Below are 23,104 nucleotides of genomic sequence, written 5' to 3'. Positions count from 1 at the left end.
GGCGGCCGGCGTACGGGATGCAGCTCCCCGTCCAGTCCCAGTCCACCATCTACGCGGAGCCCTGGGAGGCCGCCGCCGGTCCCGCGGACCTGGTGGCGATCGCGCGCGCCGCGGAGCGCGCCGGCTTCGCCTACCTCGCCGTCTGCGACCACGTGGCGATCCCGCACCGGCTGGCCGCGGCCATGAGCACGGTCTGGTACGACCCGGTGGCCACCCTCGCCCACCTGGCCGCCGTGACCCAACGGGTGCGGCTGCTCAGCCATGTCGCCGTCGTGGGCCTGCGCCACCCCCTGCTCTCCGCCAAGCAGTACGCGACCCTCGACCACCTCTCCGGCGGCCGCCTGGTGCTCGGCGTCGGCGCCGGGCACGTGCGGGAGGAGTTCGAGGTGCTCGGGGTGGACTTCGGGCAGCGCGGCGCGGTGCTGGACGAGGCGATCGACGCGTTGCGCGCCGCGCTCGGCCCGGACGAGTTCCCCTCCCACCACGGCAAGTTCTACGACTTCGAGGGGCTCGGGCAGCGGCCCCGGCCCGCGCAGGAGCGGGTGCCGGTGTGGGTCGGCGGGTCGTCGCCGGCCGCCGTGCGGCGGGCCGCGCTCAAGGGCGACGGCTGGCTGCCGCAGGGCGACCCGAGGGACCGGCTGCCGGCGCAGATCGAGCGGCTGCGGCGGCTGCGCGAGGAGGCCGGCATCGAGGAGCCGATCACCGTCGGCGCGATCACGGAACCGCTGTACGTCGGCACCCCGGACTGGGCGGTGGGCCGCCGCACCCTCAGCGGTGCCCCCGAGGCCCTCGCCGAGTCGCTGCGGGCGTACGGCGCGATGGGCGTGCACCAGATCCAGGTGCGGTTCCGCAGCCGGAGCCGGGCCGAACTCATCGACCAGATCGAGGCGTTCGGGGCGGACGTCGCGCCCCGTCTCACCTGAGGGAGGCAGTGGCATGGGCAAACTGGACGGGCGGGTCGTCATCGTCACCGGGGCGGCGCGCGGACAGGGCGAGCAGGAGGCGCGGCTCTTCAGGGAGGAGGGGGCGCGGGTCGTCGTGGCGGATGTGCTGGACGATCTGGGCGAGGCCCTCGCCAAGGAGATCGGGGCGGCCTACGTCCACCTGGACGTGGGGGTGGAGGAGGAGTGGCAGGCCGCCGTCGCCGCCGCGAAGAGGGCGTACGGCCGTCTCGACGGGCTGGTGAACAACGCCGGCATCCTGCGCTTCAACGCGCTCGTGGACACGCCCCTCGAAGAGTTCATGCAGGTCGTGCAGGTCAACCAGGTCGGCTGCTTCCTGGGCATGAAGACGGTCGCGCCCGAACTGGACGACGGGGGGACCATCGTCAACACGGCGTCCTACACGGCGCTGACGGGGATGGCCGCGGTGGGCACCTATGCGGCCACCAAGCACGCGGTGCTCGGGCTCACCCGGGTCGCCGCGCTGGAACTCGCCGGCCGGCGGATACGCGTCAACGCGATCTGCCCCGGCGCCATCGACACCGCGATGTCCAACCCGGCGCGCCTGGACCCCACCGCCGACCCGGCGGAGATGAGCCGCGCGCTGGACGAGCTGTACCGCAAGCTCGTGCCGCTGGGCCGGATCGGGCGGGCGGAGGAGGTGGCCAGGCTGGCGCTCTTCCTGACCTCGGACGACTCGTCGTACATCACCGGGCAGCCGTTCGTGATCGACGGGGGGTGGCTGGCGGGGGTCAGCGTGATCTGACGACTCGTCAGCTATTGACGCTGGAAGCGGCCGGTGCGACAGTCGGCCAACGAACGGTATCTGACGGAGCGTCAGGAAATATGGGACGGTGAACCGCCTTGGAATTCGGGCTCTTTGTACAGGGATACGTGGGCAAGCGAGCCGAGACCGACCCGCTGGCCGAGCACAAGGCACTGATGGAGGAGACCGAGTACGTCATCCAGGCGGACCAGTCCGGCTTCAAGTACGCCTGGGCCTCCGAGCACCACTTCCTCGACGAGTACTCCCACCTGTCGGCCAATGACGTGTACCTGGGGTATCTCGCGCACGCGACCGAGCGGATCCATCTGGGCTCCGGGATCTTCAACCCTCTCGCCCAGGTCAACCACCCCGTGAAGGTGGCCGAGAAGGTCGCCATGCTCGACCATCTCACCGGCAACCGCTTCGAGTTCGGCAGCGGGCGCGGCGCCGGCTCCCACGAGATCCTCGGGTTCATCCCCGGTGTGACCGACATGAACTACACCAAGGAGATCTGGGAAGAGACCATCGCCGAGTTCCCCAAGATGTGGCTCCAGGACGAGTACGTCGGCTTCCAGGGCAAGCACTGGCAGCTGCCGCCGCGCAAGGTGCTGCCCAAGCCGTACGGCAAGTCGCACCCCGCGATGTGGTACGCGGCCGGTTCGCCGCCCTCGTACGCCATGGCGGCGAAGAAGGGGCTCGGGGTGCTCGGGTTCAGCATCCAGAAGGTCTCCGACATGGAGTGGGTGCTGGAGCAGTACAAGACGGCGATCGTGAACGCCGAGCCGGTCGGGGACTTCGTCAACGACAACGTCATGGTGACGACGACGGCGATCTGCGCGCCGACGCACGACGAGGCGATCCGGATCGCGGCGTCGGGCGGACTCCACTACCTGCCGTCCCTGGTGTTCCGGTACCACGACACCTTCCCGCGGCCCGAGGGCTTCCCGGTGTGGCCGGAGACGCTGCCGGAGTACACGCCGGAGTTCGTGGAGCTGCTGGTCGAGGAGGAACTGCTGATCTGTGGCGACCCCGACGAGGTGCTGCGGCAGTGCAAGCGGTGGGAGCAGGCCGGGGCGGACCAGCTGAGCTTCGGGCTGCCGGTGGGGGTGCCGAAGGAGGAGACGCTGCAGACGATCCGGTTGATCGGGGAGCACGTGATTCCGAAGATCGACACGGATCCGGTGCACCGGACTACGCGGTTCCGTCAAGGGGCTTGAGCGTCGTAGGCGGGTGCGGGTCGTGTGTGGCTGGTCGCGCAGTTCCCCGCGCCCCTGGGTAAGCAGTCCTGCCGCATACCAAGAGGTGAGCCCAATGCTCGATCACGTCATCAAGGGCGCGTCCGTTGTCGACGGAACCGGCGCGCCCGCCTACTTCGCCGACATCGGCATCCGCGACGGCCGTATCGCCGTCATCGGCACCGTCACCGAGGAATCCCGGACGGTCGAGGACGCCACCGGGCTCGTCCTCGCGCCCGGCTTCGTCGACCCGCACACCCACTACGACGCCCAGCTCTTCTGGGACCCGTATGCGACACCTTCGCTGAACCACGGGGTGACCACGGTCGCGGCAGGCAACTGCGGCTTCACCCTCGCCCCGCTCAACCTCGCCCGCCCCGCCGACGCCGACTACACCCGCCGCATGATGTCCAAGGTCGAGGGCATGTCCCTGGTCGCCCTGGAGGAGGGGGCGCCCTGGAGCTGGAGCTCCTTCGGGGAGTACCTGGACGCGCTCGAAGGGCGGATCGCCGTCAACGCCGGGTTCATGGTGGGGCACTGTGCGCTGCGCCGGTACGTGATGGGGCCGGACGCGGTCGGCGGGCAGCCGAGTGAGGAGCAACTGGCCGAGATCGTACGGCTGTTGCATGAGGCCATGGACGCGGGAGCGTGGGGCTTCTCCACCACGCAGTCCAGCACCCACTCCGACGGGGACGGGCAGCCGGTCGCCTCGCGGCACGCGCTCCCCGCCGAACTCCTGGCCCTCTCACGGGCCGTCGGGGAGCACGAGGGGACGCAGATCGAGGCGATCGTCGCCGGGTGCCTCGACCAGTTCAGCGACGCCGAGATCGAGCTGTTCGCCGAGATGAGCGCGGTGGCCGGGCGGCCCCTGAACTGGAACGTGCTGACGGTCGACGCCGCCGTCCCGGAGCGGGTGCCGCGCCAGCTCCAGGCCAGTGAACGGGCCCGGAAGGCGGGCGGCAGGGTCGTGGCGCTGACCATGCCGATCCTCACGCCCATGAACATGTCGCTCGGCACCTTCTGCGCGCTGAACCTCATCCCCGGGTGGGGGCCGATCCTCGGGCTGCCGGTTCCGGAGCGGATCGAGAAGCTGCGCGACCCGGAGGTACGGGCCGAGATGATGGAGCGCGCGAACAGCAAGGAGGCCGGAGTCTTCCGGCGGCTTGCCGACTTCGGGCGGTACGTCATCGGGGACACCTACAGCGAGGCGAACGCCGGGCTGTCGGGCCGGGTGGTACGTGACATAGCACAGGAGCGCGGCCAGGACCCCTTCCACACCCTGGTCGAGATCTGCGCCGCCGACGACCTCCGTACCGTCCTGTGGCCCATGCCCACCGACAACGACCCGGCCTCCTGGACGCTGCGCGCCGAGACCTGGCAGCACGAGGACGTCATGCTCGGCGGGTCGGACGCCGGGGCGCATCTGGACCGGATGTGCGGGGCCCCGTACACCACCCGCTTCCTCGGCGACTGCCTGCGCGGCCGCAAGCTGCTCGGCCTGGAGCAGGCCGTGAAGATGCTGACCGACGATCCCGCCCGGCTCTTCGGGCTGCGGGAACGGGGGCGGATCGCGGAGGGCTGGCATGCGGACCTGGTGCTCTTCGACCCGGAGCGGATCGCCGCCGGCCAGGCCACCCTGGTGCACGACCTGCCGGGAGACAGTCCGCGCCTGGACTCGAAGGCGATCGGCGTGCACGCGGTCTGGGTCAACGGCGTCGAGGCCATCCGGGACGACGTGGTGAGCGGCGCCGTACCGGGGAAGGTGCTGCGGTCCGGGCGGGACACCAGGACGGTGAGCACCCGGTGAGCGAGGCGGGCGAGGCGGCGGACGGGCAGCGGCTGTTCGTCGGGGGCCGGTGGGTGGCGCCGGACGACGGGTACTACGAGGTCGTCGACCCGGCGACGGAGGAGACCGTGGGCTGGGCGCCGGAGGCGTCCCGGGAGCAGGTGCTGGCGGCCTGTGCGGCCGCCCGGGAGGCCTTCGACGGCTGGTCGCGGACGCCGGCGGGGGAGCGGGCGGCGGTGCTCGGGCGGGCCGCCGACATCATCCGCGGGCGGCTGGGCGAGTACGCGGACCTCGCCCGCGCCGAGACGGGCGCGACCACCGGCACCGCCCGCGCGATGCAGGTGGGGGTGGCGGTGGCCCGGTTCCGCCGGTACGCGACCGTCGAACCGGCCGAGTGGGCGATCCCGCCGCAGATCAACGAGGCCGGGCCGATGGGGAAGGCGGGCGTGATGGGCGCGCTGGCCGTGCGCCAGCCGGTCGGCGTGGTCAGCTGCATCACCTCGTACAACAACCCGTGGGCCAACCCGGCGGGCAAGGTCGCGCCCGCGCTGGCGATGGGCAACACGGTGGTCGTGAAACCGGCCCCGCAGGACCCGCTCTCCGTCTACCGGATGGCGGAGGCGCTGGAGGCGGCGGGTGCCCCGCCGGGCGTGGTGAACGTCGTCTCCGGGCGGTCGACCGGTGTCGGCGAGGCGGCCGTGGCCTCCCCCGACGTCGACATGGTGAGCTTCACCGGTTCCACGGCCGTCGGGCAGCGCATCGCCGAGGTGTGCGGGCGGGACATGAAACGCCAGTTGATGGAGCTGGGCGGCAAGGGCGCGGCGGTCGTCCTCGACGACGCGGACGTCGGTTCGGCGGTGGCCGGGATCGGCACCACCTTCTCCTTCTACAGCGGGCAGATCTGCACGGCGCCCACCCGGGTGCTGGTGCAGCGCGGGCTGTACGACCGGCTGGTGGACGGACTGGCCGCGTACGCGGGGCGGTTGAAGGTGGGCGACCCGGCCGCGCCGGACACGGTGGTCGGGCCGTTGATCACCGCCGAGCACCGGGCGCGCGTCGAGTCGTACGTCGAACTCGGCAGGAAGGAAGGTGCGACGGTGGTGACCGGCGGTGAACGCCCGTCGCCGGAGCGGGGGTTCTACCTGGCTCCCACCGTCCTCGCCGACTGCACGAACGACATGCGGGTGGCCCGCGAGGAGATCTTCGGCCCGGTCGTCTCCGTCGTCCCCTTCGACGACGAGGAGGAGGGCATCGCCCTCGCCAACGACTCCGACTACGGCCTCATCGACTACGTCTGGTCGGGCGACGTGGCCCGGGCCTTCCGGGTGGCTCGGCGGCTCCGGGCGGGCGGGGTCGGGATCAACACCGTGGGGCGGAACATGGAGGCGCCGTTCGGGGGCTTCAAGAAGAGCGGGGTCGGCCGGGACGTGGGCTCCTACGCCCTGCACGCCTACAGCGAGGTGCAGGCGATCGTCTGGCCGGGGTGACGGTCTGTCAAAAGGTGCTAGAAGTCTGCCCGTTGAGGCCGTAAGGGGTATTACGGGAGGGCAAAGAAGGGGAAAGCCGCTTCGCTCGTGGGGGACGAGTCCGTAGCGTCCGGGATGCAGGGGGGACGGCAGGTTTCCGGTTACCGGCCCTGACTGCCCCCTTCCCTGAGCACGCACGGATCCCGTTCGGAGACCCCCCTTCATGAAGCACGTCAAGAGAATCGCCCTGACCACCACGGCCGTCGCCGCCGCGGCCGCCGCCACCCTGCTCGGCACGACGGCCGTCCAGGCCGCGTCCGCGAAGCCCGCCGCCCTCCCGGCCGTCCACGCCCCCGCCGCGCTGGCGGTCCCCGACGGCAACAAGCTGACCGGCGTCTACTCCGCGCACGGCGTGCAGACCTACACCTGCACCGACGGCGCCTGGAAGCTCCTGGAGCCCGCCGCCACCCTCTCCGACAAGCGGGACCGCGCCCACCGCCCGGTCGCCCTGCACTCCCGTGGCCCGGTCTGGGTCTCCACGGTCGACGGCAGCGCGGTGAACGCCTCCGCGGTCGCCACGTCCGCGAAGGACGGTGCCGTCCCCGAGCTGCTCCTGAAGGCCACGGCCACCCGCGGCGCCGGGACGTTCGAGGGCGTCACCTACGTCCAGCGCCTGGACACCGAGGGCGGTGTGGCCCCGGCCGCCGCCTGCACCGGCACGGACCAGGTGTCGGTGCCGTACTCGGCGACGTACGCGTTCTACAAGGCGAGCTGAGCGCTCCGCTGGAAGGGCCGCCGGGGCGCTCCTGTTCGGGGCGCTCCTGCTCAGTCGGCCAGATCGACCCGGATCGTCAGGAGCTGCGTGCCCAGCGCCTTTACGGCGGCGCTGTTGCCCCGGGGCAGGGTGCGCAGCCGGGCGACCGGGTCGTCGTCGGGCAGCAGGTGGGCGGTGCCGTGGTGCCACCGCCCACCGATCCGCACCCGCACCCGCGGGTCGGCCTGGATGTTCCGCACGTACTGGGACTTCGTCCCGAACTCCGACACCAGCCAGAAACTGTCCCCGACCCGCCGCCCGCCGAGCGGCGTCCGCCGCGGCTGACCGGAGACGCGTCCGGTGGTCTCCAGCAGGGTCTGGAAGGGCATGAGGCGGGTCAACGGGTTGGCGATGTGCCGCTGGAAGGCGGTGGTGGCACGGAATCTGCGGTCGGACATGGAATCCCGGTCTCCTGTTCGGCTGTACTTCGGTGTCGGCGGTGACTTCCAATGTCTCTCACGCAACCCCGACGAGAGACGGTGGGCCCGTGCGGATCGTGACCTGGAACCTGTGGTGGCGCTTCGGGCCGTGGGCCGAACGGCAGAAGGCGATCCTCGCCGTGCTGCGCGAGCTGCGGCCGGACGTGGTCGGCCTGCAGGAGGTGTGGGCCACGGGCGACGGGAACCTCGCGGAATGGCTCGCCGGCGAACTCGGCCTGCACTGGACCTGGGCCGCCTCCCCGGCCTCCGAGCGCTGGCAGCGGCGGATCGGGGAGCCCGGGGTCGAGATCGGCAACGCGGTGCTCAGCCGCTGGCCGGTGCTGGAGAGCGAGGCGCTGCGCCTGCCGGCCCCACCGGACCTCGACGACGGACGCCTCGCGCTCCACGCCCGCATCGCCGCCCCCGCGCACCCCGTCCCCTTCTTCACCGTCCACCTGACCTCGCAGCTCCACCTGTCGGCCGTGCGCGGCCAACAGGTCACCGCCTTGGCCGAGTTCGTCGCCGCCCACCGTGCGGGCACCGGCTTCCCGCCCGTCGTCACCGGCGACTTCAACGCCTGGCCGGACTCCGACGAGGTCCGCCGGTTCGGCGGGGTCCGCACCGCACCTGTCGTACCCGGCCAGGTCTTCCTCGACGCCTGGGAGTACGCCGACCCGGCCGCCCCCTCCGCCACCTGGGACAACGCCAACCCGTACGTCGCGCCGGGCCTCGGCCCCAGCGTCCGCGTCGACTACATCCACGTCGGCGCCCCGGCCGGCCCCGGCGGCCTCGGCACGGTGCTGGCCGTACGGCGGGCCGGGGACGGCCCGGTCGACGGGGTGTGGCCGTCGGACCACGCGGCGGTCGTCGCGGACCTGGCGGACGGGGGATCCGCGGGCTCACCGTCCGCCGGGTGACGTCAGCCCGCTCACCAGAGACCGTTGGGCTCCCGTCCGGCCGCCCGGAGCAGGATGTGCCGCGTGGAACCCATCCCGTACTTGTCGACGTCACTGGAGAGTCCGGCCACGTCCAGGAGAAGCGGCCGGATGTCGACCCCGGCGTCCCGGGCCTGCCCGCACAGGTCGTTCAGGGCAACCATCATGTCCCGGGTGTCCAGGCCCTGGTCCTCGACCGACATCTCCAGCAGCCGCCGCCGGAAGCCCTGGGGGGTCGGCTCCAAGGGCAGCGTCGTCGCCCAGCCGAACCAGCGACGCCGCTCCAGGAGGGCTCGCAGGTCGGCCCGGACGCCGTCGTCGCCCTCCTCGTAGCGGGTGAGCACGTCCCGCAGCGCCGCCTCGGCCTCCGGGCGGATCCCCGCCTCGTCCAGCGGATGCGGGCCCTCCCGCATCTTCCGCACCCAGTCGGGGTCGGTGACATCCACCGGCCGCCTCGCGATGGGCTCGACGCACGCGTCGATCAGTGCGACCCGTTCCGCAAGCTCCGCCAGTTCCCCCATGGCAGCCCTTTCCCCTCCACCCGTCAGGCGAGGTGTTCCACCGGGGCCGGCCAAAGACCCCGTTCGGAGAGGTGAAGCACGAGGGCCGCGATGTTCCAGGCGTCGTCCTCGCCCCGATGGTGCCGGCCTTCGAGCCGCCGTCCGGCGATCTCCAGGGCCTGTGCCATGCCGGGGCGCTTGCGCAGACCGTACGCCTCGGTGAAGACGGCCTTGGCGTTGGTGTGCCGGCGGCCGAAAGGGTAGGGCGTCCGCGTGGCCCGACACTGCCGGGTGAACTGGTGGCGGTCGTAGTCGCCCCAGCTCACCCACGGCCGGGCGCCCGCGCGGTGCTCGGCCGCCAGCAGCCGGCACGCTTCGGCGAAGGCGACCCCCTGGTCGACCTCGGGCTGGGTGAGGCCGGTCAGCTCCGTGCAGAACTCGCCGACCGTGGACCGGGCGGGCCGCACCAGGATCCGGTGCCGGGCGAGGCGCTCGCCGGCCGCCAGGTCGACGACGGTCAGACCGATCTCGATGATCTCGCTGACCTCGCCGGGCGGCGGGGAACCGGCCCAGCAGGTCGCTTCGACGTCCACGACGTTGACGAGACCCCCGGCCCCGGTGCTGTCCATGGCGGGAAGCGTAGGGAGGCGCAGCGGCTGCGGCACCTGGTTTTCGCGGCAGTTCACCGCATACCCGCAGCCTGGTGAGGGACTGCGCGCATGTGACGATGCCCCGGTGAGCTACTTCTCGTACGAGCGCGTCGGTCCTGGTCGGCACCGGCAGCCTCTCCCGGAGCCCCGGCCGGCCGAACCAGGTCGGTGGCCGAAGCTGGAGGCCGCGCTCGCTGTGGTCAACCGCGACGTGACGGCGACCTTGCCGGGGCAGGACGCGCTGATACTGATGGCCGAACCGCCTCAGCAGTCTCCGTCCACGGGTGGAACGGGTGGAGTCGACAGGGGACGGGTCTACGTGGCGATGCCCGACGGCCGTTGGCACGGCAACCAGGTGAACGCGTACGACCCCGAGGAGGGCGACCCGCTGGAGCCGGACGACGAGGCGACGGTCCTGGAAGTGGTCGCGGACGCGGCGCAGTCGACCGTCATGGAGCTGCTCTGGCAGGTCTGGCCGGTCTGCCGGGAGCACAGGACCGGAGTGCACGTTCGTCCCGCGGGAACCGCCGACGACTGGTACCCGGGTGCGACGGACGCGGCCGGCCCGCCGGTGTGGTGGTGCCGGGGCGGCCGGGAGGGCAACGGCCACGACGTGGCCCCGGTGGGCGAGCTGGCCGCCACCCTGCCGGGCAAGGAGCGTCGCGCGCTGCGGCGCCGTGAGCGGGAAGAGGAGGGTCGCCGGTAGTCGCGGGGGCAGCCGCCGGGGCCGTCGACGGCGCCCTCCGCGCGGCGGCCCGCACCATCGGCCGAGGCTCGCCGGCCGGCCGCGACAGCCGCACCGCCGGTGCGCCCGGCCGGAGCAGTTGTCGCCCCGGGGCGTCAGGCCGGGTCGTCCCGCGGTGTGGACGAGGCGCGGCCGACGGACGGCATCGCGGTGCCGGACGAACGCTCCCGCCCGTTCCCGACAAGTAAGGGGTGTGGTCGCGAGAGCGTGGCCGCGGAAGGGGACCAGATGGAACCGGACGACTCGGACGACGAGGCTCTGCTCACCCGCTCGGCCCGTGATCCGGCGGCCTTCGAGCCGCTGGTCGAGCGGCACGCCGGTGGACTGCACGGCTATCTGACCCGCCGTGCACCCGCCGTCGCCGACGACCTGCTGGCGGAGGTCTGGTTGCAGGCCTACGCGAGCCGCCGCACCTTCGACGCCGCCCGGGGCACGGCCCGTACCTGGCTGTTCGGGGTGGCCAGGAACGTACTCGCCGCGCACTGGCGGCGGGGCGGGAGGGAACAGCCGGGGCCGGGCACGCCCGGCGACCGTGCCGACACCGACCCGTGGCAGGGGGTCGACGAACGGCTGGACGCGGCGGCGGTCGCGCCGTTCCTGCGGCACAGCATCGCCGGACTGCCCCATGTGGAGCGCGAGTTGCTGCTCCTCGTCGCCTGGGAACGGCTCACCCCGACCGAGGCCGCGGCCGTGGTCGGCATTCCCCCGGGCACCGCGAGATCCCGCCTGCACCGCGCCCGCGCCCGGCTGCGCGAGGCACTCGCGTCGACCGGCCCCAGCCCCAGCTTGCTCGACCGGACGGGAGACTTCGCATGACCACGACCGAGTTCGACCTCCTCGACTTCCCCGGCGCGGACGCCCTGACGGCCGCCGGACGGGTGGAGCCGCCGACTGCGTCGGCCGTCGCCGCGGCGCGGGCCGCCGTGGCGGAGGCGGTGGCCCGCGACACGGCGGACGCCGTCCCGCTGCCGCCGCGCGGACGGGTCCGGCGAAGGTTCGTCGGGGCGACCCTGGCCGTCGCGGCGGTCACGGCCACCGTCCTCGTCTACCCGACGGTCTCGGTCGACGGCGGCCCCCCGGCCGCGAGCGCCAACGCGGCGGCCTTCCTGAACCGCGTCGCGGACACGGCGGCGGACGGCGACAAGTCCGCCGCGGACGCCCCGTACTGGAAGGTGCGCCTGCGGACCACCGGCATGGTCAATGGCAAGGGGAGCCTGGTCCAGACGACCTGGTACAGCCGGACGGCCACCTACTCCCGGAGCAGCCCGGGAGCGGAGACGAAGATCTGCCACGACGGCTTCTGCAAGTTCCCCGGCGGGATGGTCTGGACGATCGGGAAGACCAGGCTGACCTGGGACGATCTCGCCAAGCTGCCCACCGATCCGGCGGCCCTGAAGACCCAGCTGCTCGGGGACGCGGGAAGCGGCTCCGGCTCGACCGGTTCCCTCTACAACAGGATCGTGAACCTGATCGCCGGCTCACCGGCGAGCCCCGCGTTGCGCGCGGCGCTGTTCGAGATCCTGGCCGGGATGGACGGCGTACACCTCGTCGGCCAGGCGAAGGACGCTGTGGGACGGCAGGGTACGGCCGTGGAGTGGCAGAGCCCGAAGATGCGCAGCCGCCTGATCGTCGACCCCGGCACCAGCACCGTCCTGGAATTCCGGCAGGCGAGCATCCAGAAACCGGACTTGCGGTTGGCCACGACCTTCCTGTACGTGGGCCCGGCCCAGAAGCTCGGCTGACCACCACCCGAAGCCGGATCCAGGTACCGCCTGGCGGGGCGGTACCTGGCCGGAGTCACCGCTCCGCCGTCCCCAGGAAGATCGGGTTGGTCAGCGCCGCCAGGGCGCCGGGGACGGTGCCGGCCGCCGTCTCGTGGCGGAGTTCGGCGCGGACGTAGGCGGCGTACGACGGGGTCGTCTGCCACTCCACCGCGCCCGAGCCGGCCACCGGGAGCGGGTCGCTGGTCAGCAGGACGCCCTCGTCGGTGACGAAGCGGACCGTGCAGCGCGGGACGCCGGAGGCCTCCAGGCGGACGGTCACCGTGCTGTCGGCGGCCACCTCCAGGCGTTCGCCGATGCCGGCCCGCTCGCCGCGGCTGCCCGTCGCCGTGAAGCCGACGGTCACGTTTTTCGACTCGGCGATGTAGGAGCGGCCCGCGCGCAGCCCCTCCTGGATCGCCTCGCGGGACAGGTCGTCGGCGAGGACGACGGTCTGGGGCAGGCCCACCGCGTCCGGGTCCCGGTGGGCGTCGCTGTTGCCCATCGCCGGGAGCCACTCCCGGTTGTTGCGCACCGAGGCGACCAGGGTGGCGTCCCAGGCGTTGAGGGCCACCTCGTCGTCGGGGGTGTAGGGGCCGTTCCACACCTCGACGGCGTCCGCGTCCCCGAAGCCGAACTTCCAGGCGCAGCCCACGCACGTGGCGTGCGGATGCGCGGGCACGACGAGGCCGCCGGCCTTGTGGATCTGGCGGGCGAAGTGGCCGAACCGGTTGTCGCGGGCCCGGTAGCGCCAGTCGACGAAGGTTCCGGGGTCGGTGCCGAGGGCGACGACGTGGCCGTTCCTCGTGGTGACCTCCTCGCCGAGCATGATCAGCAGGTCGTCGCCGGCCTGGTCCGCCCAGTGCGGGTGCGAGGAGTGCGTGTTGTGGTCGGAGGAGTTGATGAAGTCCAGGCCGGCCGCGCGGGCGAGGGCCGCGATCTCGGCGGGGGTGCGGCGGCCGTCGGAGTACCAGGAGTGCAGGTGGCAGTCGCCGCGGTACCAGGCGCGACCGCGGCCCTTGGCGCGGGCGGGCGGGTGGACCGGGCGGACGGGGGTGCCGGGTTCGCCGTACGTGAGCGTGATCGTCAGCTCGTACGTCAGGCCCTGCGGGGCCACCGTGTACGGGCCGAGGGCGACGTACCAGGTGCCCGCGCGGACCGGGCCCGGGAGGTAGCCGGGGGTCGCGTCGTCGGCGCGGACGAAGAACTCCGTGCGGGCGCCGCCGGACCAGCCCCGGAAGCCCTTGCCGCCCAGCTCGGTGCCGTGCTGGTCGAAGAGGCCGATGTCGAGGGCGTTGCCCGTGGTGCCGGCCGGGACGCTCGGCCTGTCGTAGGTGTAGGAGACCTTGATCTCCCGTACGCCGGTGGGCACTTCGACCGGTACGTACACGAAGTCCGGGCAACCGGGCGGCAGGGTGCCGCTCACGGTCGCCGTCTCCTGAGTCCCCTGGTCCTGACCGTCCGCCGCTGCGAAACTCACGGTTCCCAACGTAAGGGCTGCGGCCGCGCCCGTCACGAACAGCGCGCGTCTGCCGATGCCGGGGGTGTCGTCCCGGACGTCCTGGGTGTCGTCGTGCGTGTGGCCGTGCGTCTCCTCACACATGCCGCTCACTCTCCCCTCCGGACGTGAACTCCCACGGAAGGAAAGGGAATCCACAGGCATCCGTATGTCATGTGCACAGCTGTGTGAAAGACGGGGCGTGTGATGCCGACCAGTCGGTATGGACATAACGAGCCACCCCCGGTACAGATGGGGCATGCGCATAGCCGTCACGATCTTCCTCACCGACGAGACCATCGCCCCCGTCCGGCTCGCCCGTGAGCTGGAGGCACGCGGGTTCGCCGGGCTGTACCTGCCCGAGCACACGCACATCCCCGTCGAGCGGACCACCCCGTACCCGGCGGGCGGCGACCTGCCCCGCGAGTACGGCCGTACCCTCGACCCGTTCGTCGCCCTCGGCCAGGCCGCCGCCGTCACCGAGGGCCTCGGCCTCGGCACCGGCATCACCCTGGTCGCCCAGCACGACCCGATCGACCTCGCCAAGCAGATCGCCACCCTCGACCACCTGTCCGGCGGCCGCTTCACACTCGGCGTCGGCTTCGGCTGGAACGTGGAAGAGGCCGCGGATCACGGGGTGGCCTGGCGGTCGCGGCGGGAGCTGACCCGGGACCGGATGGCCCTGATGCGGGCGCTGTGGGCGGACGAACCGACCGCCTACGAGGGGGAGTTCGGGAGCGTGCGGGCCTCGTCCGCGCACCCCAAGCCCGTCCAGAAGCCGCGCGGGCCGGTCGCCGGGCCGCGCACGCTGGTCGGCGGGGCGGCGGGGCCGAAGCTGTTCGCGCACATCGCCGAGTATGCGGACGGGTGGATGCCGATCGGGGGACGCGGGCTCACCGAGTCGCTGCCGGTGCTCCGCTCGGTGTGGGCGGACGCTGGGCGCGACCCGGCCGCGCTCCAGGTGGTGCCGTACGCCGTCTTCCCGAGCGCCGGCAAGCTCGCGCACTATGCCGAGCTGGGCATCGAGGAGGTCGTGGTGCAGTTGCCTCCGGCGGGGGAGGCGGAGGTGTTGGGGGCGCTGGACGGGTACGCGGAGTACCTGTGAGGGGGGTGCGCTGAGTTTCCGGGTGCGGGTGCGGGTGCGTGGGGGTTGCTCGCGCAGTTCCCCGCGCCTCTAAAAGAAAGGCTCGCCGCAGTGCGCCCCTTCAGGGGCGCGGGGAACTGCGCGACCAGCCACAGCGCACCGGCACCCGGCCACGCATCGCAGCCCCCACTGACCCCACCGAACCCGAACGTATGCTCAAAGAATGACGACTTCCGCGACCCCCGGAACCGGCCCCACCGAGAACTCCATGCGTCGCGCCCTCAAACGCGCCCGGGACGGCGTCGCCCTCGACGTCTCCGAGGCCGCCGTCCTGCTCCAGGCGCGCGGTGCGGCCCTGGACGACCTCGCCGCGTCCGCCGCCCGGGTCCGTGACGCCGGTCTGGAAGAGGCCGGCCGGCCCGGTGTCATCACGTACTCGAAGAGCGTCTTCATCCCCCTCACCCGCCTGTGCCGCGACAAGTGCCACTACTGCACGTTCGTCACCGTCCCCGGCAAGCTCCGCCGGGCCGGGCACGGGATGTTCATGTCCCCGGACGAGGTCCTCGACGTCGCCCGCAAGGGCGCGGCCCTCGGCTGCAAGGAAGCCCTGATCACCCTCGGCGACAAGCCCGAGGACCGCTGGCCCGAGGCGCGCGAGTGGCTCGACGCGCACGGTTACGACGACACGATCGCCTATGTCCGGGCCATCTCCATCCGCATCCTGGAGGAGACCGGCCTGCTGCCGCACCTCAACCCCGGGGTGATGTCCTGGACCGACTTCCAGCGCCTGAAGCCCGTCGCGCCCTCCATGGGCATGATGCTGGAGACGACCGCCACCCGGCTGTGGTCCGAGCCCGGCGGTCCGCACCACGGCTCGCCGGACAAGGAACCGGCCGTCCGGCTGCGGGTCCTGGAGGACGCGGGCCGTTCCTCCGTCCCCTTCACCTCCGGGATCCTGATCGGCATCGGCGAGACGTACGAGGAGCGGGCCGAGTCGCTCTTCGCGCTGCGGCGCGTGGCCCGGTCGTACCACGGTGTCCAGGAACTGATCATCCAGAACTTCCGCGCCAAGCCGGACACGGCGATGCGCGGCATGCCGGACGCCGAACTGGACGAGCTGGTCGCGGCCGTGGCCGTGGCCCGGCTGGTCATGGGGCCGGCCGGCAACATCCAGGCGCCGCCCAACCTCGTCGACAGAGAGTACGAGCGGCTCATCGCGGCGGGTATCGACGACTGGGGCGGGGTCTCCCCGCTCACCATCGACCACGTCAACCCCGAGCGCCCCTGGCCGCAGATCGAGGAGCTGGCGGCGAAGTCGGCCGCCGCGGGCTTCGAGCTGCGGGAACGTCTCTGTGTGTACCCGGAGTTCGTCCGCCGCGGGGAGCCCTGGCTGGACCCGCGGCTGCGCCCGCACGTGGCCGCGCTGGCCGACCCGGAGACGGGCCTCGCGGTGCCGGACGCGGTGGTCGAGGGGCACCCCTGGCAGGAGCCGGAGGAGGTCTTCGTCGCCTCCGGCCGTACCGACCTGCACACCGCCATCGACTCCGAGGGCCGTACGACCGACCGGCGTGACGACTTCGACGAGGTGTACGGCGACTGGGGCGCGCTGCGGGAGGCGGCCGCCCCCGGGATGGCGCCGGAGCGCATCGACACGGACGTGCGCGCGGCCCTGGCGACCGCGGCCGACGACCCCACGAAGCTGACGGACGCCGAGGCCCTCGCCCTGTTCCACGCGGACGGCCCGGCCCTCGACGCGCTGACGGGGATCGCCGACGACGTACGGAAGTCGGCCGTCGGCGACGACGTCACCTACATCGTCACCCGCAACATCAACTTCACCAACGTCTGCTACACCGGCTGCCGTTTCTGCGCCTTCGCGCAGCGCCGCACCGACGCGGACGCGTACACCCTCTCCCTGGACCAGGTCGCCGACCGCGCCCAGCAGGCGTGGGACGTCGGCGCGGTCGAGGTCTGCATGCAGGGCGGCATCCACCCCGACCTGCCCGGCACCGCGTACTTCGACATCGCGAAGGCGGTCAAGGAACGCGTCCCCGGCATGCACGTGCACGCCTTCTCTCCGATGGAGGTGGTGAACGGCGCGACGCGCACCGGCATGTCGATCCGGGAGTGGCTCACGGCGGCGAAGGAGGCGGGTCTTGACACCGTCCCCGGCACGGCCGCCGAGATCCTGGACGACGAGGTGCGGTGGGTGCTGACGAAGGGCAAGCTGCCCGCCGCCACCTGGATCGAGGTGATCACCACCGCGCACGAGGTGGGCATCCGCTCCTCCTCCACCATGATGTACGGCCATGTCGACCAGCCCCGCCACTGGCTGGGCCACCTGCGCACCCTGGCCGGCATCCAGCAGCGCACCGGCGGCTTCACGGAGTTCGTGACGCTGCCCTTCATCCACACCAACGCGCCCGTCTACCTGGCCGGCATCTCCCGGCCCGGCCCGACGATGCGCGACAACCGGGCGGTGACGGCGATGGCCCGTCTCCTCCTCCACCCCTACATCCCGAACATCCAGACAAGCTGGGTAAAACTGGGCACGGAGGGTGCGGCGGAGATGCTCCGCTCGGGAGCGAACGACCTCGGCGGCACGCTGATGGAGGAGACGATCTCGCGGATGGCGGGGTCGTCGTACGGCTCGTACAAGTCGGTCCGTGACCTCGTCGCCGTGGCCGAGGCCGCCGGGCGTCCGGCGAAGCCGCGTACGACGCTGTACGGGCCGGTCTCCGAGGAACGGCAGCGGGCGGCGGAGGCCTCCGACGGGCACCTGCCTGAGCTGCTGCCGGTGCTGGACTGAGCCGTCGGGCGGCCGGGCGGCGCACAGTACGATGATCCGACCCCTGTGCGAAGAGGCAGGGGGCCTCATAGCGCTCACAGCGGAGGAGATGCGTACCCGTGGCTGCCCGACTGCTGCCTTCCTGGGTCTGGGTCACCGGTCTGACGGCGGGGGCGACGGTGGCCGTCGTCTTCCTCGCCCTCCAGGCCGACAAGGGGCCCCACCCCACGGCCGCGGCGGTCCGCCCGTCGGCGAGCGCGTCGGCGGGCGCCCACCCCTCCGCGTCACCGGCCCCGACGAAGGCCCCCACGGTGCCGGCGGCCTCCGGTTCCGGCCGCCGGGTCGTCTACTCGGTCGGCGGCAAGCGGGTGTGGATGGTCGACGCGAGCGACAAGGTGACCCGTACGTTCACGGTGTGGCCGGGGACGGTGAGCCCCGTCCCGGGCACGTACACCATCGGCAGGACCCTCTCGGCGACGACCGGCTCGGACGGCGTCCAGATCGAGCACGTCCTCTACTTCGCCTCCAGGTCGGGCCTGTCGATCGCCTTCTCCAACGCGGTCGACGGCTCCTCCCCACCGCCCGCCGCCGGCAAGCAGACCAGCGGCATCCGCATGCACAAGGCGGACGGGGCGGCGCTGTGGACGTTCGGCACGGAGCCGGACACCCGGGTGACGGTGGTCAGGTAGACCGGACGACCCGCTGAGCGGCCGCCGTCGCCCGCTGCCAGTCCTTCGCCAGCTCGGCCATGGCGGCCTTCTGCCGCGCGGTCAGCAGGGAACCGGCCAGCCGCTTCCTGATCGCCACGACCTCGGAGGGGATCCGCAGCCGCAGCGCGCAGGTACCGTCCGCCACCGCGGTCGCGATCTCCCGCCTGCGCAGCGCCGAGGTGGCGCCGGACCGCTGGTACGACGCCTTGAGCCGGACCTGGGCGTCGCTCGGCAGCGCGTAGTGGTAACCCCGGTCCGCCATGCAGGTGCTCCACTTCCGCATCAGGGCCAGGTAGGCGGCGTCGCGCTGGACGGGGCCGGTCAGCGTGGCGTTCAGGTTCTGGGGGATGGCCGCGAGTTCCGCGTAGGTGGTCAGGCTGCCGTACAGCTGCCTGCGGCTGTCCGCCTCGCAGCCCTTGACCGAGAACTCCAGGGAACCGTCCGCCATGCGGAAGGTGCGCAGGTCCGACGTGCTACCGCGCAGGGCCGTCATGTAGGCGGCCGCCTTGCCGGCGGAGAGGCTCCGGACGTAGGCGTCGTTCGACAGGGCCTTGTCCGAGGCGGTCTTGTCCGAAGCGGTCTTGTCCGAGGAGGTCCTGCCCGAGACGATCTTGCCCGATGCGTCGGCCTGCGCCGGCGTCGGGTTTCCGGCGGCGGCCGTGTACTGCTCGTACAGCCCGTAGCCCTGGCTGCGCCGCCGTCGGAGGTCCACCTGGGCGGTCGGGGTGGTCGCGGACGCCGAACCGGAGCCGGCGACCACATAGCGGAGCCCCCGGGCCGTCATGCAGGAGGCGATGAGCTGGGACTCCGCGCGGGTCAGCGAGCTCTCGGCGTTCGCGTAGGTGCCGGAATCGGTCAGCAGGTCGAGCCCGGCCGGTGTGATCGCGGCGGTCCGGGCGGCATGCGGGGCCGGGACGGAGCCCGCGCATCCGGTGAGGGCGAGAGCACCCGCCGCGGCGCAGGCGAGGAGGCCGCCGATGCGGGGCGCGCGGGACGGGTGCGTGGGCGTGGGGGCGACGGGCGTGGAGGCCGTGGGCATCGTGGAGGTGCTCCTGCCACTGGGTCTGCGACGGGGACGGGAGGTGCCGGAACGGGCGGGCGGCCGGGACCGGAACCCCGGCCGCCCGCGAGGCCGTCAACGGGGCGCGGTCAGGGCGCCACCCACGAGTTGGACGAGATCACGTCGTTCCAGGCCGCGGAGACGTCGCCGCCCACGCCCCGGTCGATCACGCCCGAACTGCCCGAGTAGTTGGCGTCGGTGTACACCACGGCGTTGTCGTTCACGCCGTCGTTGTAGAGCGACGAGGCGCAGTCGTTCCACGTCTTGGTCTGGCAGGTCGAGTGGGCGAAGGCGGTCCAGTTGGCGTTCGACCCGGACAGCTCGCCCGGCCCGTCGTTGTAGCCGCTGTTGACCCAGAAGCACAGGTTGCCGGCCGAGCAGCCGGAGGGGACGGCCGCCGGTGTGGCGACCTGGGCGGAGAGGGCCGCCGGCGCGGAGCCGGCGATGACGGAACTCCCGGACGCGACCGCGTTCCCGGACGCGACGGAGGTCCCGGACGGGTCGGCGGCCGCGGTGCCGGCCGCGGCGCCGAGCAGCAGGACGACGCCCGCCGCGACGGCCGGCATTCTCTTCATGCTCTTCATGTTGTCGCTCCCTGAACGGTGACTGAGCAGCGTGAATGGCATGGACGGGATTCACGGTGTCAGAGGCGCCAACAGGTGGCCATGATGTGCAGCGTGGCCTTAAAGAGGCAGGTCAACAGGGGGGAACCGGTTACTCCGTAAGTTTTTCGGGTTTCGTGGTCCTTTCGTGGTGTTCAGCGGCGGACGGGGCTGGCCATGCTGAAGCGGACAGGCCTGGACCGGGCCCATGGGGGTGGGGGACCGCCATGCTCCGCATTCATTTCTCGGACGTCGACCTTGCCCGGACGCGCGTGATCAGCGATCCGGACCCGCTGTGGGAGCTCGCGCAGAGCCTGCACCGCTTCCAGACCCGGCAGGGGCGCTGGGCCTACGCGCACTGGTATCGCGGCACCTGCCAGCGATTACGGGAGAACGGACAGCAGCGGATCCTGCGCGAGTTGCTGTTGCCGCTCTTCCACCGGGGCCGCTACTACCCGGACTTCCTCAATCCGGCCGAGTCGTCCGAGGGGCTGGAGGCCGGCCTGGAGGCCGTGCTGGCCGCCCCGCCCCGCCGGGTACTGGGCGAGCTGCAGACCCTCGCCGGGGTCTCGGGAGGCCCGCCCGGGGCGCCGGAACTGGCCCGCCGGGACGGCCGCCGTGAGCTGGTCCGGGCGCTGCGGGACTACCACGACACGGCGATCGCCCCGTATGGCGAGGAGATCCAGGCCCGCATCGACGCGGACCGGGCCGTCCGGTGCCGGGCGCTGCTGGACGGCGGGGTGGAGGCCCTGCTCGGCGGCCTGGGGCCGGGCATCCGCTGGAGACGGCCGGTCCTCTACGTCGGCCACCCGACCGTCGACCGGGACCTCCGGCTCGGCGGGCGGGGCCTGAAGCTCGTACCGTCCTACTTCTGCTGGCAGACACCGGTCTCGATGGCCGACCCGGACATGCCTCCGGTCCTCGTGTACCCGCTTCACCAGCAGCCGAGTCCGGTGCAGAGCGCCGGCGCCTCGCTGACCTCGCTGCTGGGCCGCACCCGGGCCACCGTGCTGCGCGCGGTCGCGGCCGGCGCGACCACCGGCGAACTCGCCCGCGTCGCCGGGGTCTCCGCGTCCTCGATCAGCCAGCACACCACCGTGCTGCGCGAAGCGGGCCTGATCACCAGCCAGCGGCAGGCCGCGAGCGTCCTGCACACCCTGACCCCGCTCGGCGCCTCCATGCTCCGCGCCAACCTCGGCTGATCACCGGGCCCGGCCCGCGCCTGTCACTCCGCGCCGGTCATTCGGCGGCCGACCGGTCCGACAGCTGTACGACGACGAGCGCGACCCCGGTCAGCACCAGCACCCGGGTCGCGGCGTCCAGCCCGTTCCACGTCTTGGACTGCCACATGGAGAACCACTCCCCGCCGATCCCGATGAACCCGGCGCCGAAGAGCAGCACGAGCATCAGCAGACCGTAGGTGGAGACGCGCCGCGCGCGTACGTTGTCACGGCGTGCCCAGAGCCAGGTCCCGGCGATCAGCACGAGCGCGGCCAGCGTCTCCCACACGATGATGAGGATGTAGGCGGTGTTCTCGAGTCCCTTGTTCGTGATGGCCCGCCACATCAGGTCGTCGTCCTTGAACGTCGTGTCCATGGCCAGCACGTGCTGGACGAAGGCCTGGTTGGTGCCGAAGTCGGTGATGTTCCCGAAGGCGACGAGGGCGATGTAGAGAGCGACCGTTCCGGTCAGAACGGCAGCGGCAAGCGAAAGCGCACGAGGCGCGTGGGAGGTGGACATGCCACCGTCCTTCCCCAACTCGGCCGTTCACACCCCCTGTTCGGCAGTTGCCGGGCGCCCTGACGTCGTGCCGCATCGGTGAACTCCTCGCACGCGGATACCTTTGTCGAAGTTTCGTGCGAGGGGATGCTCATGGATACGGCAGACGCCACCGGACGCATACGCGGCGGGGAAGCGGAGGGTCCGGACGGCTTCGCTCGGTTGCGGACGCGCGAGTTCGGCTACCTCGACGAGGGCGGACACACCTACCTCGACCACACCGGCGCCGGACTTCCCCCGCGCTCCCTCGTCATGGGCAGCGCCCGGCGGATCACCGGCGGAGTGTTCGGCAACCCGCACTCCGAGAGCCCGGCCTCCCGCGCCTCCGGACTCCTGCTGGCCGAGGCCCGGCAGGCGGTGCTCCGCCACTTCAACGCCGACCCCGACGAATACGCCGTGATCTTCACCCCCAACGCGACCGGCGCCCTGCGCCTGGTCGGTGAGGCGTACCCCTTCAGCCCCGGCAGCAGGCTCGTGATGTCGCTCGACAACCACAACTCGGTCAACGGCCTGAGGGAGTACGCGCGGGCGCGGGGAGCCGCGACCGTGTACGTACCGGGCCTGCGCATCGACGAGCGGCGGCTGCTCGCCGCCCTGTCCCCGTCCGGCCCGCGCGGGGGTGCCGGCGGCCTGCTCGCCTACCCGGCGCAGAGCAACTTCACCGGTGTCCAGCACTCGCTGGACTGGATCGCCACCGCCCAGGCGCACGGCTACGACGTCCTGCTCGACGCGGCGGCCTTCGCACCGACCAACGTCCTGGACCTGAGCCGCCACCACCCGGACTTCACCGCCGTCAGCTGGTACAAGGTCTTCGGTCACCCCACCGGCGTCGGCAGCCTGATCGCGCGCCGGGCGGCCCTCGCCAAGCTGCGCCGACCCTGGTTCTCGGGCGGCACCATCTACGCCGTCAGCGCCCAGGCCCAGTGGCACGTCCTCGCCGCCGACGAGGCCGCCTTCGAGGACGGCACCGTCAACTTCCTTTCCCTGCCGGACGTGACCGCCGGACTCGCCTGGATCGACGGCATCGGCATGGACCGCGTACACGCCCACGTCGCCGCCCTCACCGGCCAACTGCTCAGCGGCCTGCGGACGTTGCGGCACAGCGACGGCTCACCGCTGGTGCGCGTGTACGGCACCGAGCGCGCCGATGCGGACCGTGCCGACGCGGACCGCTCCGATGTGAACCGCGGCGGTACCGTCGCGCTGAACGTGCTCGGGGCGGACGGCCGGATCGTCGACGAACGCGTCGTCACGCGCGACAGCGCCGCCCACGGCATATCCCTGCGCACGGGCTGCTTCTGCAATCCGGGGGCCGGAGAGGAGGCGTTCGACCTGCCACTGAACCGGCTGCGCTCGGCGGCCGACACGCAAGTCGGTTCACTGGACGAGTACTTGGAGCTGCTGCGGCTGCCGTCGGCGGGCGCCGTCCGGGTCTCCCTGGGCGTGGCGTCCCAGCCCAGGGACATCGAGACGTTCCTGGCGTTCGTGACGGAGACCTACCGGGACCGGGTGCCGACGGTGACCGGGCTGGCCGCGCGGGAGAGCTGCTGAGCCGGTGCCGCCGAA

At 72.3% G+C, this 23,104-nt stretch carries 22 protein-coding genes; 15 read left to right on the top strand and 7 right to left on the bottom strand.

Annotation, left to right across the window (positions count from 1 at the left end):
- Positions 1-17: 17 nt before the first annotated feature.
- From ABT137_RS05120 to ABT137_RS05095, 6 genes are all read left to right on the top strand, one after another.
- Positions 18-923 carry an LLM class F420-dependent oxidoreductase gene (locus ABT137_RS05120; RefSeq protein WP_351703582.1) on the top strand — a complete coding sequence of 302 codons (906 nt, stop codon included), beginning with the start codon at positions 18-20 and terminating at the stop codon, positions 921-923.
- 13 nt (positions 924-936) lie between these two features.
- Entirely contained in the window at positions 937-1,707 is a 771-nt protein-coding gene (locus ABT137_RS05115) for an SDR family NAD(P)-dependent oxidoreductase (RefSeq protein WP_351702662.1), read from the top strand.
- Positions 1,708-1,805: 98 nt separating this feature from the next.
- Complete coding sequence (locus tag ABT137_RS05110) at positions 1,806-2,924, top strand: LLM class flavin-dependent oxidoreductase (protein WP_351702659.1); 1,119 nt, start codon at positions 1,806-1,808, stop codon at positions 2,922-2,924.
- A 94-nt stretch (positions 2,925-3,018) separates the two neighbouring features.
- Entirely contained in the window at positions 3,019-4,749 is a 1,731-nt protein-coding gene (locus ABT137_RS05105; protein WP_351702656.1) for an N-acyl-D-amino-acid deacylase family protein, read from the top strand.
- Complete coding sequence (locus ABT137_RS05100) at positions 4,746-6,215, top strand: aldehyde dehydrogenase family protein (protein WP_351702653.1); 1,470 nt, start codon at positions 4,746-4,748, stop codon at positions 6,213-6,215. The genes ABT137_RS05105 and ABT137_RS05100 overlap by 4 nt, the downstream gene beginning before the upstream one ends.
- Positions 6,216-6,417: 202 nt before the next feature.
- Positions 6,418-6,969 carry a DUF3455 domain-containing protein gene (locus tag ABT137_RS05095; protein ID WP_351702650.1) on the top strand — a complete coding sequence of 184 codons (552 nt, stop codon included), beginning with the start codon at positions 6,418-6,420 and terminating at the stop codon, positions 6,967-6,969.
- A 50-nt stretch (positions 6,970-7,019) separates the two neighbouring features.
- Here ABT137_RS05095 and ABT137_RS05090 read toward each other — a convergent pair whose 3' ends face one another.
- Positions 7,020-7,406 carry a nitroreductase/quinone reductase family protein gene (locus ABT137_RS05090; protein WP_351702647.1) on the bottom strand — a complete coding sequence of 129 codons (387 nt, stop codon included), beginning with the start codon at positions 7,404-7,406 and terminating at the stop codon, positions 7,020-7,022.
- Between the two features lie 89 nt (positions 7,407-7,495).
- Here ABT137_RS05090 and ABT137_RS05085 point away from each other — a divergent pair, with 89 nt between their 5' ends.
- Positions 7,496-8,344, top strand: a complete 849-nt coding sequence (locus ABT137_RS05085) for an endonuclease/exonuclease/phosphatase family protein (RefSeq protein WP_351702644.1) — start codon at positions 7,496-7,498, stop codon at positions 8,342-8,344.
- Between the two features lie 11 nt (positions 8,345-8,355).
- On the opposite strand, the gene ABT137_RS05080 is transcribed toward ABT137_RS05085, so the two are convergent.
- Positions 8,356-8,883, bottom strand: coding sequence for a hypothetical protein (locus ABT137_RS05080; protein WP_351702641.1), 528 nt, complete (start codon positions 8,881-8,883; stop codon positions 8,356-8,358).
- Positions 8,884-8,906: 23 nt separating this feature from the next.
- Positions 8,907-9,491 carry a 3'-5' exonuclease gene (locus ABT137_RS05075; protein WP_351702638.1) on the bottom strand — a complete coding sequence of 195 codons (585 nt, stop codon included), beginning with the start codon at positions 9,489-9,491 and terminating at the stop codon, positions 8,907-8,909.
- Between the two features lie 340 nt (positions 9,492-9,831).
- Here ABT137_RS05075 and ABT137_RS05070 point away from each other — a divergent pair, with 340 nt between their 5' ends.
- From ABT137_RS05070 to ABT137_RS05060, 3 genes are all read left to right on the top strand, one after another.
- On the top strand, positions 9,832-10,218 hold the full coding sequence (locus tag ABT137_RS05070; protein WP_351702635.1) for a hypothetical protein: 387 nt from the start codon (positions 9,832-9,834) through the stop codon (positions 10,216-10,218).
- A gap of 267 nt (positions 10,219-10,485) precedes the next feature.
- Positions 10,486-11,073, top strand: a complete 588-nt coding sequence (locus ABT137_RS05065; protein WP_351702632.1) for a sigma-70 family RNA polymerase sigma factor — start codon at positions 10,486-10,488, stop codon at positions 11,071-11,073.
- Positions 11,070-11,999 carry a CU044_5270 family protein gene (locus tag ABT137_RS05060; RefSeq protein WP_351702629.1) on the top strand — a complete coding sequence of 310 codons (930 nt, stop codon included), beginning with the start codon at positions 11,070-11,072 and terminating at the stop codon, positions 11,997-11,999. Before ABT137_RS05065 ends, ABT137_RS05060 begins: the two co-directional genes overlap by 4 nt.
- 55 nt (positions 12,000-12,054) lie before the next feature.
- On the opposite strand, the gene ABT137_RS05055 is transcribed toward ABT137_RS05060, so the two are convergent.
- Positions 12,055-13,620, bottom strand: a complete 1,566-nt coding sequence (locus tag ABT137_RS05055) for a CehA/McbA family metallohydrolase (RefSeq protein ID WP_351702626.1) — start codon at positions 13,618-13,620, stop codon at positions 12,055-12,057.
- Positions 13,621-13,774: 154 nt separating this feature from the next.
- Here ABT137_RS05055 and ABT137_RS05050 point away from each other — a divergent pair, with 154 nt between their 5' ends.
- From ABT137_RS05050 to ABT137_RS05040, 3 genes are all read left to right on the top strand, one after another.
- Positions 13,775-14,620 carry an LLM class F420-dependent oxidoreductase gene (locus ABT137_RS05050; RefSeq protein WP_351702623.1) on the top strand — a complete coding sequence of 282 codons (846 nt, stop codon included), beginning with the start codon at positions 13,775-13,777 and terminating at the stop codon, positions 14,618-14,620.
- Between the two features lie 202 nt (positions 14,621-14,822).
- Positions 14,823-17,408: a bifunctional FO biosynthesis protein CofGH gene (locus ABT137_RS05045; protein ID WP_351702620.1), complete on the top strand. Its 2,586-nt coding sequence runs from the start codon at positions 14,823-14,825 to the stop codon at positions 17,406-17,408.
- A gap of 98 nt (positions 17,409-17,506) precedes the next feature.
- Positions 17,507-18,076 carry a hypothetical protein gene (locus ABT137_RS05040; protein WP_351702617.1) on the top strand — a complete coding sequence of 190 codons (570 nt, stop codon included), beginning with the start codon at positions 17,507-17,509 and terminating at the stop codon, positions 18,074-18,076.
- Here the strand turns inward: ABT137_RS05040 and ABT137_RS05035 are convergent.
- Positions 18,069-19,136, bottom strand: a complete 1,068-nt coding sequence (locus ABT137_RS05035; protein ID WP_351702614.1) for a hypothetical protein — start codon at positions 19,134-19,136, stop codon at positions 18,069-18,071. The genes ABT137_RS05040 and ABT137_RS05035 overlap by 8 nt on opposite strands.
- 110 nt (positions 19,137-19,246) lie before the next feature.
- Complete coding sequence (locus ABT137_RS05030) at positions 19,247-19,732, bottom strand: peptidase inhibitor family I36 protein (protein WP_351702611.1); 486 nt, start codon at positions 19,730-19,732, stop codon at positions 19,247-19,249.
- 254 nt (positions 19,733-19,986) lie between these two features.
- Between ABT137_RS05030 and ABT137_RS05025 the strand changes: the two genes are divergently transcribed.
- Positions 19,987-20,961: an ArsR/SmtB family transcription factor gene (locus ABT137_RS05025; RefSeq protein WP_351702608.1), complete on the top strand. Its 975-nt coding sequence runs from the start codon at positions 19,987-19,989 to the stop codon at positions 20,959-20,961.
- Positions 20,962-20,998: 37 nt separating this feature from the next.
- Here the strand turns inward: ABT137_RS05025 and ABT137_RS05020 are convergent, their stop codons facing one another.
- Positions 20,999-21,499, bottom strand: a complete 501-nt coding sequence (locus ABT137_RS05020) for a DUF2165 domain-containing protein (RefSeq protein ID WP_351702605.1) — start codon at positions 21,497-21,499, stop codon at positions 20,999-21,001.
- A gap of 132 nt (positions 21,500-21,631) precedes the next feature.
- Here ABT137_RS05020 and ABT137_RS05015 point away from each other — a divergent pair, with 132 nt between their 5' ends.
- A complete protein-coding gene (locus ABT137_RS05015; RefSeq protein WP_351702602.1) occupies positions 21,632-23,089 on the top strand; it encodes an aminotransferase class V-fold PLP-dependent enzyme in 1,458 nt (485 codons plus the stop codon).
- The last annotated feature ends 15 nt before the right edge of the window (positions 23,090-23,104 follow it).

The sequence above is a fragment of the Streptomyces sp. NPDC001980 genome, assembly GCF_040296885.1.
Taxonomy (GTDB): domain Bacteria; phylum Actinomycetota; class Actinomycetes; order Streptomycetales; family Streptomycetaceae; genus Streptomyces.
The sequence above is the reverse complement of the archived record's forward strand: the minus strand, read 5'-3'. Positions and strand labels throughout refer to the sequence as shown.

What these genes read in the sequence shown, in the direction of transcription:
- ABT137_RS05120 (WP_351703582.1), top strand. Translation starts at nt 18, where the DNA reads ATGCAGCTCCCCGTCCAGTCCCAGTCCACCATCTACGCGGAGCCCTGG.
- ABT137_RS05115 (WP_351702662.1), top strand. Translation starts at nt 937, where the DNA reads ATGGGCAAACTGGACGGGCGGGTCGTCATCGTCACCGGGGCGGCGCGC.
- ABT137_RS05105 (WP_351702656.1), top strand. Translation starts at nt 3,019, where the DNA reads ATGCTCGATCACGTCATCAAGGGCGCGTCCGTTGTCGACGGAACCGGC.
- ABT137_RS05095 (WP_351702650.1), top strand. Translation starts at nt 6,418, where the DNA reads ATGAAGCACGTCAAGAGAATCGCCCTGACCACCACGGCCGTCGCCGCC.
- ABT137_RS05090 (WP_351702647.1), bottom strand. Translation starts at nt 7,406, where the DNA reads ATGTCCGACCGCAGATTCCGTGCCACCACCGCCTTCCAGCGGCACATC.
- ABT137_RS05080 (WP_351702641.1), bottom strand. Translation starts at nt 8,883, where the DNA reads ATGGGGGAACTGGCGGAGCTTGCGGAACGGGTCGCACTGATCGACGCG.
- ABT137_RS05075 (WP_351702638.1), bottom strand. Translation starts at nt 9,491, where the DNA reads ATGGACAGCACCGGGGCCGGGGGTCTCGTCAACGTCGTGGACGTCGAA.
- ABT137_RS05065 (WP_351702632.1), top strand. Translation starts at nt 10,486, where the DNA reads ATGGAACCGGACGACTCGGACGACGAGGCTCTGCTCACCCGCTCGGCC.
- ABT137_RS05060 (WP_351702629.1), top strand. Translation starts at nt 11,070, where the DNA reads ATGACCACGACCGAGTTCGACCTCCTCGACTTCCCCGGCGCGGACGCC.
- ABT137_RS05055 (WP_351702626.1), bottom strand. Translation starts at nt 13,620, where the DNA reads ATGTGTGAGGAGACGCACGGCCACACGCACGACGACACCCAGGACGTC.
- ABT137_RS05050 (WP_351702623.1), top strand. Translation starts at nt 13,775, where the DNA reads ATGCGCATAGCCGTCACGATCTTCCTCACCGACGAGACCATCGCCCCC.
- ABT137_RS05045 (WP_351702620.1), top strand. Translation starts at nt 14,823, where the DNA reads ATGACGACTTCCGCGACCCCCGGAACCGGCCCCACCGAGAACTCCATG.
- ABT137_RS05035 (WP_351702614.1), bottom strand. Translation starts at nt 19,136, where the DNA reads ATGCCCACGGCCTCCACGCCCGTCGCCCCCACGCCCACGCACCCGTCC.
- ABT137_RS05030 (WP_351702611.1), bottom strand. Translation starts at nt 19,732, where the DNA reads ATGAAGAGAATGCCGGCCGTCGCGGCGGGCGTCGTCCTGCTGCTCGGC.
- ABT137_RS05025 (WP_351702608.1), top strand. Translation starts at nt 19,987, where the DNA reads ATGCTCCGCATTCATTTCTCGGACGTCGACCTTGCCCGGACGCGCGTG.
- ABT137_RS05020 (WP_351702605.1), bottom strand. Translation starts at nt 21,499, where the DNA reads ATGTCCACCTCCCACGCGCCTCGTGCGCTTTCGCTTGCCGCTGCCGTT.
- ABT137_RS05015 (WP_351702602.1), top strand. Translation starts at nt 21,632, where the DNA reads ATGGATACGGCAGACGCCACCGGACGCATACGCGGCGGGGAAGCGGAG.